Source organism: Syntrophotalea sp. (genome assembly GCF_050253115.1).
In the GTDB taxonomy this organism is placed as follows: domain Bacteria; phylum Desulfobacterota; class Desulfuromonadia; order Desulfuromonadales; family Syntrophotaleaceae; genus Syntrophotalea; species Syntrophotalea acetylenica.
In genome coordinates, this window is record NZ_JBFWJQ010000011.1 from 1 (window position 1) to 16,232 (window position 16,232).

Sequence of the window (16,232 nt, forward strand, 5' to 3'; positions counted from 1 at the left end):
GGCAACGGTCAGCATTGGGCCGTGGTGGGTGCCAACGGTTCAGGGAAGTCGGCGCTGGGCAGGCTGTTGTGCGGTGAAATGGAGGTTCTCCGTGGAACCTTGCACCTCGCCGGGAAATCGGTGTGTATCGCGTTTGAAACGGTCGACGAAATTCTTGGAATCGAGCGATACAACGACGACACCGATTTTCTGGACCGGATCGACCAGGGCACTCCGGTGCGGGATTTTATCCTGGAGGGTCGGCCCGAAGCCGCACGGAGACTCGAAGAGCTTGTCGGGCAGCTCGGCCTGGACGGGTTGCTTGACCGTGGCATCCGCTACCTGTCCACAGGCGAAATGCGCAAGGTGTTGATCTGCCGGGCACTGTTGCAGGAGCCGGAGCTGCTGGTGCTTGACGAGCCGTTCGACGGTCTGGATAGCGCTTCCCGTGAGGTTCTGCGCGGGCTGATCACCGCCCTGACGCAACGGGGGCTTTGCATTGTGCTGCTGTTGAACCGTTTCAGTGAAATTCTCCCCTGCCTGACCCATGTGGCCTATATCCGCGACTGCCGCCTTTTCGCTTGCGGCACCCGGGAGCAGATGCTTGCATCCGGAGCGCTGCGGCGGTTGCATGCTTTTCACTACAGCTTGCCGGATCAGCTGCCGCGAGGCGACAAAAAACAGGACTCCGACTCCTGGCCCGGGCGGGGACCGCTGATCGAAATGAAACAGGTGATGGTCCGCTATGATGGCAGATATGTCCTGAACGGTCTTGACTGGACGGTGCTGCCCGGTCAGCACTGGCAGATTTCCGGGCCCAACGGCTCGGGAAAATCGACCCTTCTGAGCCTGATTTCCGGCGACAATCCCCAGGCTTATGCCAATGACATCCGCCTGTTCGGGCGCCAACGGGGCACGGGGGAGAGCATCTGGGACATCAAGCGGCAAATCGGTCTGGTGTCCACCGCTTTCCAGGAAAGTTACCGGGTCGGGGTTACGGTCGAACTGGCCGTTGTTTCCGGGTTTTTCGACAGTATCGGGGTATATGGGCGCTACTCGCGCACGCAGCGGGACATCGCGCTGCAGTGGCTGGAGATCCTGCAGATGGCGGACAAGCGCCACGTGCCGCTGCGCGCTCTGTCCTATGGCGAGCAGCGCCTGGTCCTGCTGGCCCGTGCCATGGTCAAGATGCCGGTCCTGCTGATTCTGGACGAGCCTTGCCAGGGGCTGGACGAAGTCAACCGGGAGATGGTGCTGAAGCTGGTCGATCACCTCGGCGCGGGCGGGCATACCCAGCTTCTTTATGTGACCCACCATCCGGAAGATCGTATTCCCTGCATCCGGCACCGCATGGAGATGGTGGCGGCCGTTGGCGGCGGCTTTACAGCGCGGTTGAGCGAAGCGCCGGCCGGTCCCGTGCCGGAAAAAGCATGATTCGGGCCGATGGCCGTTTTTTCCGGGCCGCCGCTTGCCGTTCGGCAAATCCCGGGCACACTTCTTTTAGGGATCGGGCCGGTTAGCTTGGCGCTTGCTGTGCTGCTGCTTAAAAAGGGGGGACAATGTTCATGGAATCCATACGCGCATTGTTGGGTGACAGCCTGTATGAGTGGTCGCTGCAGATGGGGCATTTGCTGCAGAACCTCTGGAATTCACTGCTGGCATGGCAGATTCTGTGTCTGGTGCTGTTTGTCTGCCTGATCACTACCCGGGGCCGTCGGCCCCGGTAATCGTTACGGAACCAGGGCTTGGCAAAGCGGCTGTGCGATTCACGCAAGGCCGCCGGCATGGCACCGCTCAGGTGAATATCCGGCGGCCTTGGTGCATGCCTCGGGATTTATCCCTGCGTTTTTTCCACCCTGCACAAAAAACCGCGGTTCGATGGCGTGGCGGTAACGGGGTTGCGGCAGGAATCGTCGGTCAGGTTGTTGATGCCGTGCCGTGGATCGACTTCACCCCATCCCCAGCCGATGCAAATGGACCCGACATGCACCCGGTCGCAGAGGCGGGCCTTCATGTAAAGGCTGCCCCTGGGGGTTGTTACCCGCAGCGGGTCGCCGTTGCCGATACCGAGCCGGCAGGCGTCGTCGGGATGCAGGTCGACCACGCCTTCGTTTTCCTGGCGGCGCAGGGAGGGGATATGGTGAAACTGGGAATGGGTGTAACGACTGCTGCGCTCGCCGCTGATAGCAATGAAAGGGTATTCCCGGTGCTGATCGGCAAAGGCCAGGGCCGGGCCGAACCCGTTTTCAAAAGGGGTTGCCGGTTGGCCATGGCGCGCCAGCCGCGGGGAGTGAAATTCGACCTTGCCGGTGGGCGTTGCGAATCCGTTGCGACGGTACTTTTCGAAAGCGACAGGCTCCGTGCGGATGCCCTGCGGATGGCGGCGCAATTGCGCGGTGGTGATGCCCGCCGGTTCCAGCTGGCAGTCGATGGCCTGGTCGACGCTGTGCCAGGGGAATAATCTGTCCAGGTTAAGCCTGCGGCCGAGCTCGAACACGATTTTCCAGTCGGGCCAGCTGTCGCCGACAGGGTCGATCACCTGGTCCTGCAGGCATATCAGATTATGACGCAGGGCGGCCCGGTTGAGCTGGGTTTTTTCAAAGCATCCGCAGGCGGGCAAAACGACATCGGCCAGACGCGTGGTCTGCGTAGGGAACAGATCAATGACCACCAGACAGTCGAGTTTTTGCAACGCCTGGCGCACCCGGCGGGTGTCCGTCATGGTGACGGCCGGGTTGCCGGACTGCACGATGAGCATGCGGATCGGATAGGGCCGTTCTTCGAGGATGGCATCGATCAGGGCGGATTGCGCATGCAGCCCCCAATTGGGGTGGAAACTGCTGAACAGGGGATAGCCGCAGGTGATCGCCGGTAGCTGCGCGGGCAGCTGATCCTGGAGTTGGAGGTTGCGTGCCGGCACCGGCTGAGGCAGCAGGTCCCCGCCGGGGCGGTCGAGGTTGCCGGTCAGGGCGCGCAGCATGCAGACGGCGCGGGTGGCGTCAAAAACCTGCAGCTGCATATCCAGGCCGTTGCCATCGACGATGCAGGCGGGCGCGGTGGTGGCGTACAAGCGCGCGGCAGCGCGGATGGTGGCCGGCTCCAGCCAGGTATCCGCGGCGACAGTTTCGGCGGTGAAAGGCCGTGCGGCACGGCGCAGTTCCTCGAACCCGGTGCACCATTGCGTCACGAAGGCGCGATCATACAGCCCCTCTTCGATGATGGTGCTGATCATGGACATGGCCAGCAGACCGTCGTGGCCGGGCTTGATCTGCAGCCAGATATCGGCCATCTCCGCCAGTGGGGTGCGCAGCGGATCGACAACGATCAGGCGTGCACCCTGCCGTCTTGCCTGCTGAATGGCTTCGAAGGCCGGCGGGCAGGTGTTGCGGTCGTTTTTCCCCCAGATCAGAACGCAGCGCGCATCCTTTGTCTGGGGGATGGTCATGGCGCCGTAGGTGAAATGGTGGGCCATTTCCCTGGCGACATGGCAGACGGACCCGTTGCCGATGATATTGGGTGAACCGAAGGCCTGCATCAGGCGACTGGCATAATCCCAGGGCGCTCCCCAGTCGGCGGCCATGCCGCGCAGCCAGGCCACGGATTGGGGGCCATGACGCTGCCGGATTTTTTCCATCTGCGAGGTGACGGCGCCAAGGGCCTGGTCCCAGTCCGCTTCGCACTGCTGTCCCTTACGGTTCCGGATCAAAGGGACGGTGAGCCGCTCGGGGGCATAGGTGATTTCCACTGCCGCCAGCAGTTTGGGGCAGGAAAGTTGCTGATCGGGGGGCGCGAGTGATTTGCGCTTGACGGCGATGAGCCGGCCGTTTTCCACCTCGGCTTCCACCGGACAACAGGCCGAGCACAGGCGGCAGATGGTATCCTTTTTCATGGCGCGCTCCTTTTCGCAGGCAGGCGTTTCGGTCAGCGCCGGGCCTTGATATAGCAGCTGCGGATCAGCTCGAAATGATTGGCATGGGTACGGATTTTCCACCAGACATGTCCCCGGTTTTCCATGGACCAGCTTTTCCGCAGACCCGGCAGTTCGCCGCGCAGCAATGCTTCGATATTGTCCAGGCCCCGACCGGCAAAGGGCTGGCTGGTTTTGCCCCCCAGCCAGTGACGTTCCTCGGCGGTTTCCAGGGACCAGGAAAAGGGATCCGAAACCAGCACCTGTGCCCCCGTCGAGAGGGCTACGCGGTCCATCTCGGCCAGATGCCGCAGCGGACAGGGCAGCTTGTCGACCAGATTCAGGGAAGCCAGGCAGGAAAAAGTACTCGACCGGAACGGCAGGGCCTGGGCGTCAGCCACCAGAAATTCGACATTGTGGCCATGCCAGGCCGCAGGCAGCCGCAGGGTGGTTTCCCGGACCAGCTGCCCTTCCTCAGGCAGCAGTACCGTCCGTCCTCGTCGAATCAGCAGTTCCCGGGCGGTGCGGATAAAAGATTCGGATTTGTCGATGCCGATGACGAAATCGAACCGGTCGTGGATTTCGAAGGCAAACCTGCCGACGGCCGAACCAATGTCCAGGGCCAGGCCCTGGCCCGGCGCCATCAGTCCGGCCCAGCGGTGGTAGGCGTCGGAGGCTTCGCTGTCGCCGAGCAGGTCGCCGTAATGGCTCCAGAGGTAAGAGGCCAGTGCCCGGGGCGATTCATAACCGGTGCCGGCCTGTTTTGGCGAGGTTGCCGGTGGTTCGAGGTATGCCAGTCCGTCACGGATCGGATAGGCGTGACCGCAGGCTGGGCAGATCAGGTCGCCCTGCAGGATATCTCCCCCGCATTCCTGACGAATCTCCGGGGTGAGGGCGACTTCGGCCGGCCGGCAGGCAGGACAGATCAGAACCTTCAGCAATGGCTTTTTCATGGTTGATGCCTTCGCGAAAAAGATGGAGCAGCATAGCGGCAGACACCACAAAGCACCTGCACCAAATTCCCCTGTGTATAAAAAATACCACAAATTTCCATCATGCCTGTCGCCGGTTGCCATGCCGGCCCTCTTGACAGCTGCACGGGCCTGCCGGCATTATTTTCAACATTATGAACGAGCTGCATATATCCCATCGCACAGCCGCAACCACCGGGGTCGTCGGGCGTTTTGCACCCAGCCCCACGGGCGCGCTGCATTTTGGTTCACTGGTGACGGCGGTAGGCAGCTACTGCTTCGCCAGGCAGGCCGGAGGCCGCTGGCTGGTGCGCATGGAGGACCTGGACGGACCGCGACTGGTACCGGGGGCCGCGGACGAAATACTGCGGACCCTGGAGAGACTGGGGTTGGAGTGGGACGGTGAAATCCTGTTTCAGAGCCGTCGCGTCGAGCGCTACGAGGCTGTTTTGGACCAGTTGCGTCGAAGCGGCCATCTGTTTGCCTGTGCCTGCTCCCGCAAAGAGGTGCTGGCCAGCGCGCCCCATCGCGGCGAGGAGGGGCCGGTCTACGCCGGTACCTGTCGGGATGGCCTGCCGCCAGGGCGTCCGGCGAGAGCCTGGCGCCTGCGCGTGCCGCATTGCACGGTCGGCTTTCACGACTGCCTGAACGGCGAGTACCGGCAGTGCCTGGCGGAAGATGTCGGTGATTTTGTGTTGCGCCGGGCCGATGGCCTGTTTGCCTATCAGCTGGCGGTGGTGGTGGATGATGCCGAAAGCGGCGTTACCCAGGTGGTGCGCGGAGCCGACCTGCTCAGCAGTACGCCCCGGCAGATCTATCTGCACCATTGTCTCGGATTTGCCGTGCCCTGCTATGCGCATCTGCCGCTGGCGCTGGCGCCGGATGGCGAAAAGCTCAGCAAACGCCACGGTGCCGTGAGCCTCGACCGCGACGGCGGCGGAAATCTGATCTGCCAGGCGCTGAGGTTCCTGGGGCAAAATGTGCCGGAGGGTTTGCAAGGCGCTCAGCCTGCGGAGGTGCTGAGCTGGGCGGTGCGGCATTTCGATCGTGCGAAGGTGCCGAGGAGCAGGTAATGAATGCTGCAGAGGCCGGAGCCTGCAGTGGCTCCGGCCTCTGCAGGGATTACCAGTTGGCCGGCAGGTCGAAATAAGTGGTCAGGCCGGTGCGCAGGCTCCAGTTCTCGCTTTTGCTGATGTAGCCGACGGAGCCGCCCAGGTCCCAGGTAAAGCGTCCCAGGCGGGCCTGAATGCCGGCGCGCAGGGCACCGCGGCTGTTGAGCGAATAGGAGCCTTCCATGCCCTCGACGGACACCAGGGCGTCGAGTCGGTCTTCCAGTACCGGGATTCTTACGCCGACGCCATATTTGATCATGTCGTGCTGGCTGCTGCTGCCCGAATGCGGATTGCCGAGAATCGCCAGTCCGGTGTTGACGAACAGGCTGAACAAGGGATAATTGCGCGTGAACAGCGCTTCGATAAAGACATCCGCGTCATCGGTGCCGAAGTCGTTTTTGTCGTCGGCATTGGGCAACTTGGTGGCCAGGCGCAGGGCGATGGCCGGCAGGCGCAGCGATTCCTGCCAGATGCGGACTTTAAGACCCATCGTCAGGTCGCCGCTGCCCCATTTGTCGCCCTGGCCGTCTTCACGCAGATGCAGGTAGCTGTACAGCAGTTGGGCTTCGACGCGTTCAGCGAGACCCAGGGTAAGAGTCAGGGACGGGACCTCGAAAACCCTGCGGTCGCGGTCTTCGCTCTGGAACAGATTGTGCGTGCCGTCGGCGTAGGAGAGGCCGACGCGAAGCTCGGCCCGGTTTTTGGGGAGCAACTGGCCGTCCTGCAGGCCGGTGGGTTCAAGACTGGCGGCCAGGCAGGGGCCGGAAACCATCAGCAGGCAGATACAGGCAAACAAATGTTTGCGGACAAGGGCCAAAAAGGCTTTCATGGGAGAATCCCTCCTTTGAAATTAAAAAAACCTAAATAGATGAGCAATGTAAAGGAATTTAACCCCTTCGCGAGGGTCTGTCAACAATCCCTTGACTGGAGCGCTTTTCTCTGCTCCGATGCCGCCGTGAACAAGGCAAGGCATGGTTCTTGCGGTGGCATCATGTGTTGACCTGGTCGGTGCGATCGCCTGTTTTTCCCTGGTTGGTCTGGACGGCGCTGCGCGCCGTCCGGCAGGTGCGCCGGTGGGTGGGGGAAGAGTCGTTTTTAGATGAAAAACCTATGACGAAAGGCAGGAAAGCTGCTTTTCAGGGAGGAAGGATTTATGGGGCGCACGGGATGGATGATGATACTGTTTCTGCTGACGACGATGGTATCGGTCGGCTGCTCCAGCGGCGTTTACAATGTTCCCAAGGACCAGTACCGATCTCTGGTCAAGACGCTCGGGGTTTTGCCGCTGATTGTGGATGACGGATCGTCGATCCGCCATCCCGAGGCAGCGCAGGTTATCGAGGCGCTGCGGCGGGCCAACGCCGGCAAAGAGGTGGCGCTGGTTGAACTGTTGCGCGAGAAAAAGGCCTACTTCGATGTGCGTGCGGTGCCGGGGCAGCCGGATGAACTGTTGCGCAGCATCGCCGTGTCACGCAAGGCCATGGCCGACAAGGATGGCGGTTATGTTTATCGTTTCCGCCCCGATGCGGTTGCTGAGTTGGCCCGGAGCGCGGCGGTCGATGCCCTGCTGGTGGTCGTTTTCAACGGTGCCCCGAGGCAGGAACGGCGTTGGGATCGCACCCGAATCAATTACCTGGATGCCGTCTATGATAGTATTCTGGTATCCGCGGCGGTGGTGCTGCCCACCGGGGAGATCGTCTGGGAATCCCGCAGTCCGGTCGGAGAACCCTTTTTGAACCTGCAATATCCGGATTTCGACGAGGCCTATTATAACCAGACCGATCAGGTGGCGAAAAAATATATCACGGTGCCGGGCCTGGAGCGGGCCCTGACCACACCGGACAAGAGTTGGCTCGGAAAGAGCCAGTTGCCGGTTCCCTATCACGCATTGTTCAAAAACCTGGCTTCCGGCCTCAAGCCGGGACTGCTGAATCCTTTCGGCAAGCCGGCTGACGAATGATCGTCTGGCTCTGCGGGGCGTCCTTTTTCCGAAAGGGCGCCCCGCAAAACCGAAAGGACAGTGCCTTGAAAAAGCAATTAAGCCATTGACAGTTTGTTTCAAACAAGGTAGATAGAAGCATAATCAGTTCGCTTCTTCAGGACAGAAATCCCATACCAAGATACCTTTCGGAACATCATCCCGTTAAAAAAACAGTTTGCCCGGCAACATAAAAGGAACCAGATTCCCAATATTCGGTGCAACGGCGTGTATGTCGTGTGCCGCATCCATATATAGATAAGGAAAATCGTCCCACCCTTTCTGCAGCTTTTCCAGGATCTGTAACAATCCGCGCGGTTCGGGCGATCGCGGTGACGGGCTCAGGCGGTAAATCCGCCCCATCGGAGCCGGCATGCATGACGGCCGAAGGACAGTTGTGGCCGGCGTGCATTCACAGGAGAAAAAATGAATTTAAAGGAACTTAAGGAAAAGAAGATTACCGATTTGGCGGCTATTGCCAAGGAACTCAAGCTGGACGGCGCCGCCGGTATGCGCAAGCAGGATCTGATCTTCACGATTCTCAACGCGACCGCGGAGAAAAACGGCGCCATTTTTGGTGAAGGGGTGCTGGAAATCCTGCCGGACGGCTTCGGTTTCTTGCGGGCTCCCGATGCCAACTATCTGCCTGGACCCGACGATATCTATGTGTCGCCATCGCAGATCCGGCGCTTCAACCTGCGCACTGGCGATACGGTCGCCGGACAGATACGTCCGCCCAAGGAGGGTGAGCGCTACTTCGCCCTGCTCAAGGTCGCCGAGGTCAACTTCGAAAATCCTGCCATCGCCCGGGACAAGACCCTGTTCGACAACCTGACTCCGCTCTATCCCCAGGAGCGCATCGTTCTGGAGACCACCCCGGACAATCTTTCCATGCGCGTCATGGATCTCGTGACGCCCATCGGCAAGGGCCAGCGCGGCCTCATCGTGGCGCCGCCCCGCACCGGCAAAACCATCCTGCTGCAGAACATCGCCAATTCCATAGCGGTCAATCATCCCGAAGTTTACCTCATTGTCCTGCTTATCGACGAGCGCCCCGAAGAGGTGACGGACATGCAGCGTTCCGTCAAGGGCGAGGTCATTTCCTCCACCTTCGACGAACCGGCCACGCGTCACGTGCAGGTCGCTGAAATGGTCATCGAAAAAGCCCGCCGCCTGGTGGAACACAAGCGCGACGTGGTGATTCTGCTCGACTCCATCACCCGCCTTGCCCGCGCTTATAATACGGTGGTGCCGCCGAGTGGCAAGATTCTGTCCGGCGGGGTCGATTCCAATGCCCTGCACAAACCCAAGCGCTTTTTCGGCGCGGCCCGCAATATCGAGGAGGGCGGCAGCCTGACCATTATCGCCACGGCGCTGGTCGACACCGGCAGCAAGATGGACGAGGTCATTTTCGAGGAGTTCAAGGGGACGGGCAACATGGAGGCGGTGCTTGACCGGCGTCTGGTCGACAAGCGCACCTTTCCGGCCATCGACGCCAACAAGTCCGGTACCCGCCGCGAGGAGCTGCTCGTCGGGCAGACCCAATTGCAGCGTCTGTGGTTGCTGCGCAAGGTGTTGTCCTCCATGAATGTGGTCGACAGTATGGAGTTCCTGCTGGAAAAACTGTCTGCCACCAAGACCAATGAAGAGTTTTTCGATTCCATGAATCAGTAGGGTTTTTGTTCAGAAAAGGCTTGCGATCAGCGGTCTTAAATGGTAAAAAATACGCTTTGCCTTGCAGCGCAATACGCTTTACGTTATCGCCCTGTACCAAGCCAGGGCATCAAGGAGAAAATGCCATGAAAGAAGGAATCCATCCCAAATACGAAGCGGTGGAGATCAAGTGCCACTGCGGCAATGTCATCGAAACCCGGTCGACCAAGTGTGCCGATATCCAGGTCGAGGTCTGCTCCGCCTGCCATCCGTTCTTCACCGGCAAGCAGAAACTTCTCGATACAGCCGGTCGGATTGATCGTTTCCGCAAAAAATACGCCAAAAACGATAAGTAATCGCCGGAGACGGCCCTCCGGGGCCGTTTGTTCATTGCATGCAGGCAGAAGCGGCAGGGGTCGTTTCTGCCCTGTTGCATTTGGGCCTGATGGTTGCCGGCTCGCAGTATGTGCCGCGGTTTCCATGGGCCCGGGTCGGGAAAAATATGCGCGTAAAACTGTTGACACATACTCCCGAACCCGAGCGGCTGGTGGCTGCCGCCGCCCGGCTGTGCTATTCGGCCTCTTCCGTCGAAGACCTGCTGCAGCAGGACGGTGACCGCCGGGAGGCCCTTCTCGCCAAGATTCTTGCCGTCGGTCATCTGTCTACCCTGGAGCATGTTTCCTTCACCTTTGGTGTCGAGGGGATCAGTCGCGCCTGCTCTCATCAGCTGGTGCGTCATCGCCTGGCATCCTATTCCCAGCAGAGCCAGCGCTACGTATCGCACCGGGAGCGGTTCGAGACTGTGACCCCTCCGTCCATCGCCCGGGATCCCGCCCTTGTGGAGATTTTCGAGGCCGCGATGCAGGAAATGCACCGGGTTTATGGCAGATTGATGGAGGCCGGGGTGCCTGCCGAGGATGCTCGCTTCGTGTTGCCAAACGCGGCGGCCACCAAGCTGGTTCTGACCATGAATGCCCGTGAGTTGCTGCATTTTTTCGCCTTGCGCTGCTGCCGGCGGGCCCAGTGGGAAATACGTGACCTGGCGGTGGAGATGCTGCGCCTGGCACGTGGCGCGGCGCCGCGACTGTTCGCCGGGGCCGGTCCCGGCTGCCTGCACGGCGCCTGTCCGGAAGGGGCCATGGGTTGCGGCCAGGCGGATCAGGTGCGCAGGGAATTCGCCGACCTGTAACATTCCGCCATGATCGGACCAAGGCGACAGAAAGCAAAGGTATGTTCAACAAGCTTGAAGAAGTGGAAGACCGGTTCCGTGAGGTCGAAGGGCTGCTGGCCGACCCGGCCGTGGTGTCGCAGCAGAAACGCTTTCTGGATCTGACCCGGGAGCACGCCGAGCTTCTGGAAGTGGTCGAGGCCTATCGCGACTACAAGCGCGTGGGTGAGGAGATCGAAGGCAATCGTGAATTGCTGCAGGACAGCGATCCGGAAATGCGCGATATGGCCCGGGGCGAACTGCCGCAACTGGAGGCGCGGCGGGAGGAACTGGCGAGCCAGCTCAAGGTTCTGCTGTTGCCAAAGGATCCCAATGACGACAAAAACGTCATTCTCGAGATCCGTGCCGGTACCGGCGGCGACGAAGCGGCCCTGTTTGCCGGCGATCTGTTCCGCATGTACGGCCGATTTGCCGAGACACAGGGCTGGAAGGTCGAGACCCTCAGCGTTTCCGAGTCGGAAGCGGGCGGCTTCAAGGAAGTCATCGCCATGATCAGTGGCGCCCGGGTTTATTCCCGGCTCAAGTACGAAAGCGGGACCCACCGCGTGCAGCGGGTGCCGGAAACCGAAGCGCAGGGACGAATCCATACTTCCGCCTGTACCGTGGCGGTGCTGCCCGAGGCCGAGGATGTGGATATCGATATCGATCCGGGCGATCTGCGTATCGACGTTTACCGGGCTTCCGGCGCCGGAGGGCAGCACGTCAACAAGACCGAGTCGGCGGTGCGCATTACCCATTTGCCGACGGGAGTGGTCGTTTCCTGCCAGGATGAAAAATCCCAGCACAAAAACAAGGCCAAGGCCATGAAGGTGCTCAGGTCGCGCATTCTCGACCGGATGGTTGCCGACCAGCAGGCGCAGATGGCCGCCGATCGAAAAAGCCAGGTCGGCAGCGGCGACCGCAGTCAGCGCATCCGCACCTACAATTTCCCCCAGGGGCGCTGTACCGATCATCGCATCGGTCTGACTCTTTACCGGCTGGACAGCATTATGCAGGGCAGCCTGACCGAACTCATCGAGCCCCTGACCTTGCATTATCAGAGTGAGGCGATGGCGGCCCAGGAGGCTTGAGCTTGGCGCAAACCTGGACGGTTCTCAAAATTTTGCAATGGACCGCCGATTTTTTTCGTGACAAGGGGATCGAAGGCGGCCGGCGGGATGCCGAACTGCTGCTCGGTGCCTGTCTCGGTCTGGACCGCGTCGGCCTGTACCTGCATTTTGATCGCCCCCTGGAAGCGTCCGAGCTGGCGGCATTTCGTGCTCTGCTGGTGCGCCGGGCCCGCCGGGAGCCGTTGCAGTATATCCTCGGGGAAACGGAATTCTGGTCCCTGCCACTGGCTGTTTCGCCGGCGGTATTGATCCCCCGGCAGGATACCGAGGTTCTGATCGAAGAGGCCTTGCGGGTTGCCACGGGCGGCCGTGTGCTGGATGTCGGCACCGGCAGCGGCGCGATCGCGATTGCCCTGGCCAGTGAGTGGCGCGATGCCCGGGTTGTGGCTCTCGATATCTGCCCGCGGGCTCTGCAGGTGGCTGCGGGCAACGCGCGACGCAACGGTGTCGAGGCGCATATCCGGTTTGTCGAAGCCGACCTGGCGCTGCTGCCGGAGGGGCCGTTTGATCTGATCGTGTCGAACCCGCCGTATATTCCGCGTGCCGATCTGGACGGGCTGATGCCCGAAGTCCGCGACTTCGAACCCCGCCGCGCCCTCGATGGCGGCGACGACGGGCTCGATCCTTACCGGATCCTGGCGGCTCAGGCGGCCGGCCGCCTGGCGCCCGGGGGCTGGCTGCTGGTCGAGGTCGGCATCGGCCAGGCGTGCCATGTTCAGAAACTGTTTGAAGCCGCCGGTCTGCAGGAGAGTTTCTGCCGGGCCGATTATGGCGGTGTGCCGCGGGTGGTGGGGGCGCGACGCGCCACTGGCGGGTGATTTCCGGAACCTGACGGCCCCATTGGCCGATCCTGCAAAATGAAACAAGCGCCCTCTATTTGAACAAAGGTGGTGGCGGATTTGGAAAAAATAATCGTTCATGGTGGAAACCGGCTCAAGGGTGAGGTCCGGGTCAGCGGCGCTAAAAATGCCGCGCTGCCTTTGCTGTTCGCAACCTTGCTCGGTTCCGGACGGCATCAGCTCGAAAATGTCCCGGATCTGCGGGATATCGGCACCGCCGAAAAACTGCTGACCATCCTCGGAGCCGAAGTGACTCGGGACGAAGGTGTGTTCGCGGTCGATGCGACGCGGATTCAGAGCGTCGAGGCACCTTACGATCTGGTCCGCACCATGCGCGCATCGGTGCTGGTGCTCGGGCCGTTGCTGGCACGGCTGGGTCATGCCCGCGTCAGTCTGCCCGGGGGCTGCGCCATCGGTGCCCGCCCCATCAATCTCCATCTCAAGGGTTTCGAGGCCATGGGCGCTCGCATCGATCTCGACCATGGTTACGTGGAGGCCCGCGCCAAGCGTTTGCAGGGCGCCAACATCTATTTCGATTTTCCCACTGTCGGCGGTACCGAAAATCTGCTGATGGCGGCTTGCCTGGCGCGCGGAACGACGGTTCTCGAAAATGCCGCCTGCGAGCCTGAAATCGTTGACCTGGCCGCCGCGCTGACGGCCATGGGGGCCCGTATCGAAGGGGCCGGCACCGATCGCATCATCATTGAAGGGGTCGATGATCTGCAGCCGCTGCGCCATACCGTCATGCCCGACCGCATCGAGGCGGGCACCTTTATGGTTGCCGCTGCCATGACCCGGGGTGACGTGCGTTTGCTGGGGGCGAGGCAAGCCGATCTCGAGGCGCTTGTCAGCAAACTGCAGGAGGCTGGCGCCGAAATCAGCATCGAAGATCATGTCTTGCGTGTGCAGGGCCCGCGACGCATTGCTCCCGTCGATATCAAAACCGGTCCGCACCCCGGCTTCCCGACGGATATGCAGGCGCAGTTCATGGCGTTGATGAGCATCGCCGACGGCACCAGCGTGATAACCGAAAACGTGTTTGAGAACCGCTTCATGCATGTATGCGAATTGCAGCGGCTCGGCGCCGATATCGCCATCGATGGCAAAATGGCAAAGATCAACGGTGTCAAGGGATTGCTTGGCGCCCCGGTCATGGCTACCGATCTGCGGGCCAGCGCCTGTCTGGTGCTGGCCGGCCTGTCCGCGGAAAATACCACGACCGTGTCGCGCATTTACCATCTCGACCGTGGATACGAACGCATCGAGGACAAGTTCCGCGCTCTCGGTGCGCGGATTGAACGGGTAAAGGCGTAACTGCTGTCCGTTGTCCCTGGTCCGTGGTTCGTCGCAAAAGACCATGCCGCTGCTCGATGATGAAACATCGTCCGCGGTAAATTGTCTGCCGGCACCTCGATCGCGACAGTGGACGACGAACCATGGACAACTGACAAAGGACGAATGAATTATGAGCGATTACATAACGTTTGCCCTGCCCAAGGGGCGCATCATGCAGGACTCCATGGAGTTGTTCGCCAAAATCGGCATCACCTGCCCTGAAATGCAGGGCGATAGCCGCAAACTGGTGTTCGAGAATCCCGAGACCAAATTCCGCTTCATGGCGGTGCGGGCCACCGATGTGCCGACCTATGTCGAATACGGTTGTGCCGATCTCGGGGTGGTGGGCAAGGATACCCTGCTGGAGCAGGGCAAGGACCTCTACGAGCCTCTCGATCTGAAGTTCGGCTATTGCCGTCTGGTGGTGGCCGAGCCCGGAGAGCTGTTGCGCGATGAGGATCCTGCCAGTTGGTCCAATATCCGCGTGGCGACCAAGTATCCCAATGTCACCGAGCGGTTTTTCGCCGGGCGCGGCGTGCAGGTCGAACTCATCAAGCTTTACGGCTCTATCGAACTGGCGCCCCTCGTCGGTTTGGCGGAGCGTATCGTCGATCTGGTTTCGACGGGAGCGACCATGCGTGAAAACGGTCTGGTGGAAGTGGAGACCATTGCCGAAATCACCAGTCGCCTGATCGTGAACCGCGCCAGCCTCAAGACCAAGCATCAGCGTATTACCCGCATTATCCAGGATCTGGAAAAGGTTCTGGCAGCGGAATCCGCCAACGGTTGAGGAGCGAGCCATGATGCGATTGCTGTCATTTGACGATGCCGGATTCGAATCCGCCCTCGGTGCGATTGTCGCGCGGGGGGAAAAGCCCCCCGAGGGGGTCGAGGAGACCGTGCGGGAAATTCTGGAGGCGGTACGGTTGCGCAAAGATGCAGCGCTGCTCGAATATACCGCCCGTTTCGACGGCATGAATCTTACCCCCGCCGGGCTGGAAGTTTCACCCGCCGAGATCGACGCGGCGCTGGCCGCTGTCGACACGGTATCGCTGCAGGCGCTGCAACTGGCCGCCGATCGTATCGCTGCCTTCCATCGTCGCCAGAAAACCGAAACATGGTTGACCACCGACGAGCAGGACGTCGTGCTGGGCCAGATGGTGCAGCCCCTGGAACGGGTCGGGATCTATGTGCCTGGCGGTAAGGCCAGTTACCCCTCCTCGGTACTGATGAACGCCATTCCCGCCAAGGTTGCCGGCGTGGAAGAGGTTGTCATGGTGGTGCCGATGCCGCGCGGGGAAGTCAATCCCCATGTGCTGGCGGCGGCGCATCTGGCCGGCGTCGACCGTATTTTTAAAATCGGTGGCGCCCAGGCGGTTGCCGCGCTGGCCTACGGCACCGAGACCGTACCGCGGGTCGACAAGATCACCGGCCCGGGTAACATCTATGTCGCCACTGCTAAAAAAATGGTATTCGGCCAGGTCGACATCGACATGATCGCCGGGCCGAGCGAAATACTGGTGATCAATGACGGCAGCGGCAGCCCGGAGCATATTGCCGTCGACCTGCTGTCCCAGGCCGAGCACGACGAATTGGCGGCCGCTATTCTGGTGACCACCGATGCCGGTTTCGGCCGCCGTGTGCAGCAGGCCGTGGAGGAGCATCTGTCCACCCTGCAGCGGGCCGCCATCGCGCGCCGTTCCATCGAAGATTTCGGCGCCATCCTGATCGCCAGGGATCTGGACGAAGCGGTGGCGCTGAGCAACCGCATCGCTCCGGAGCATCTGGAGTTGGCGGTAAGCGATGCCTTTTCCCTGCTGCCGAAAATCCGCCATGCGGGCGCCATTTTTATGGGGCACCACTGCCCCGAAGCGGCAGGCGATTATCTGGCCGGCCCCAACCATACCCTGCCGACCGGCGGCACGGCGCGTTTCTTCTCGCCACTGGGCGTGGACGACTTCGTCAAGAAATCGAGCATTATCTCTTTTTCCCGGGCGGGGCTGCGGCGGCTGGGTCCAGCCATCGTGCATCTGGCCGGGTTGGAGGGGCTCGAAGCCCATGGGCGTTCGGTCAGCATTCGCCTCAGCGATCTCTAGTTCCCGTCCTTGTGGGCGGGCCTTT

The 16,232-nt window shown here is 61.2% G+C and carries 15 protein-coding genes; 12 read left to right on the forward strand and 3 right to left on the reverse strand.

Going from position 1 to position 16,232, the window contains the following annotated elements:
* Together modF and AB7E65_RS02360 are read left to right on the forward strand one after the other, a co-directional pair.
* The coding region (gene modF / locus AB7E65_RS02355) for a molybdate ABC transporter ATP-binding protein ModF (protein WP_428745198.1) at nt 1-1,413 on the forward strand (1,413 nt) is incomplete at its 5' end.
* A 131-nt stretch (nt 1,414-1,544) separates the two neighbouring features.
* Nucleotides 1,545-1,706 carry a hypothetical protein gene (locus tag AB7E65_RS02360; RefSeq protein WP_158513981.1) on the forward strand — a complete coding sequence of 54 codons (162 nt, stop codon included), beginning with the start codon at nt 1,545-1,547 and terminating at the stop codon, nt 1,704-1,706.
* A gap of 107 nt (nt 1,707-1,813) precedes the next feature.
* Here the strand turns inward: AB7E65_RS02360 and AB7E65_RS02365 are convergent, their stop codons facing one another.
* Entirely contained in the window at nt 1,814-3,868 is a 2,055-nt protein-coding gene (locus AB7E65_RS02365) for a molybdopterin-containing oxidoreductase family protein (protein WP_428745199.1), read from the reverse strand.
* A gap of 32 nt (nt 3,869-3,900) precedes the next feature.
* Nucleotides 3,901-4,839 (reverse strand): class I SAM-dependent methyltransferase, encoded by a 939-nt coding sequence (locus AB7E65_RS02370; protein WP_072286239.1) that lies wholly within the window; start codon nt 4,837-4,839, stop codon nt 3,901-3,903.
* A 173-nt stretch (nt 4,840-5,012) separates the two neighbouring features.
* On the opposite strand from AB7E65_RS02370, the gene gluQRS reads away from it, so the two are divergent.
* On the forward strand, nt 5,013-5,930 hold the full coding sequence (gene gluQRS, locus AB7E65_RS02375; RefSeq protein WP_072286238.1) for a tRNA glutamyl-Q(34) synthetase GluQRS: 918 nt from the start codon (nt 5,013-5,015) through the stop codon (nt 5,928-5,930).
* 49 nt (nt 5,931-5,979) lie between these two features.
* Here the strand turns inward: gluQRS and AB7E65_RS02380 are convergent, their stop codons facing one another.
* The gene (locus tag AB7E65_RS02380; protein WP_072286237.1) at nt 5,980-6,798 is read right to left on the reverse strand and encodes a hypothetical protein; all 819 of its coding nucleotides are present in this window, start codon (nt 6,796-6,798) and stop codon (nt 5,980-5,982) included.
* A 324-nt stretch (nt 6,799-7,122) separates the two neighbouring features.
* On the opposite strand from AB7E65_RS02380, the gene AB7E65_RS02385 reads away from it, so the two are divergent.
* The 9 genes from AB7E65_RS02385 (at nt 7,123) to hisD (ending at nt 16,207) form a co-directional block, all read left to right on the forward strand.
* The gene (locus AB7E65_RS02385) at nt 7,123-7,929 is read left to right on the forward strand and encodes a hypothetical protein (protein ID WP_072286236.1); all 807 of its coding nucleotides are present in this window, start codon (nt 7,123-7,125) and stop codon (nt 7,927-7,929) included.
* A 444-nt stretch (nt 7,930-8,373) separates the two neighbouring features.
* Complete coding sequence (gene rho, locus AB7E65_RS02390) at nt 8,374-9,621, forward strand: transcription termination factor Rho (RefSeq protein WP_072286234.1); 1,248 nt, start codon at nt 8,374-8,376, stop codon at nt 9,619-9,621.
* 125 nt (nt 9,622-9,746) lie between these two features.
* On the forward strand, nt 9,747-9,956 hold the full coding sequence (gene rpmE, locus AB7E65_RS02395) for a 50S ribosomal protein L31 (RefSeq protein WP_072286233.1): 210 nt from the start codon (nt 9,747-9,749) through the stop codon (nt 9,954-9,956).
* 146 nt (nt 9,957-10,102) lie between these two features.
* Complete coding sequence (gene thyX, locus AB7E65_RS02400; RefSeq protein ID WP_428745200.1) at nt 10,103-10,789, forward strand: FAD-dependent thymidylate synthase; 687 nt, start codon at nt 10,103-10,105, stop codon at nt 10,787-10,789.
* A 41-nt stretch (nt 10,790-10,830) separates the two neighbouring features.
* On the forward strand, nt 10,831-11,898 hold the full coding sequence (prfA, locus tag AB7E65_RS02405) for a peptide chain release factor 1 (protein ID WP_072286232.1): 1,068 nt from the start codon (nt 10,831-10,833) through the stop codon (nt 11,896-11,898).
* Between the two features lie 2 nt (nt 11,899-11,900).
* Nucleotides 11,901-12,755 (forward strand): peptide chain release factor N(5)-glutamine methyltransferase, encoded by an 855-nt coding sequence (prmC, locus tag AB7E65_RS02410; RefSeq protein ID WP_320361158.1) that lies wholly within the window; start codon nt 11,901-11,903, stop codon nt 12,753-12,755.
* An 81-nt stretch (nt 12,756-12,836) separates the two neighbouring features.
* Entirely contained in the window at nt 12,837-14,090 is a 1,254-nt protein-coding gene (gene murA, locus AB7E65_RS02415; RefSeq protein WP_072286230.1) for a UDP-N-acetylglucosamine 1-carboxyvinyltransferase, read from the forward strand.
* A gap of 151 nt (nt 14,091-14,241) precedes the next feature.
* On the forward strand, nt 14,242-14,901 hold the full coding sequence (gene hisG / locus AB7E65_RS02420; protein ID WP_072286229.1) for an ATP phosphoribosyltransferase: 660 nt from the start codon (nt 14,242-14,244) through the stop codon (nt 14,899-14,901).
* Between the two features lie 13 nt (nt 14,902-14,914).
* Nucleotides 14,915-16,207: a histidinol dehydrogenase gene (gene hisD, locus AB7E65_RS02425; RefSeq protein ID WP_072288013.1), complete on the forward strand. Its 1,293-nt coding sequence runs from the start codon at nt 14,915-14,917 to the stop codon at nt 16,205-16,207.
* Nucleotides 16,208-16,232: the final 25 nt, after the last annotated feature.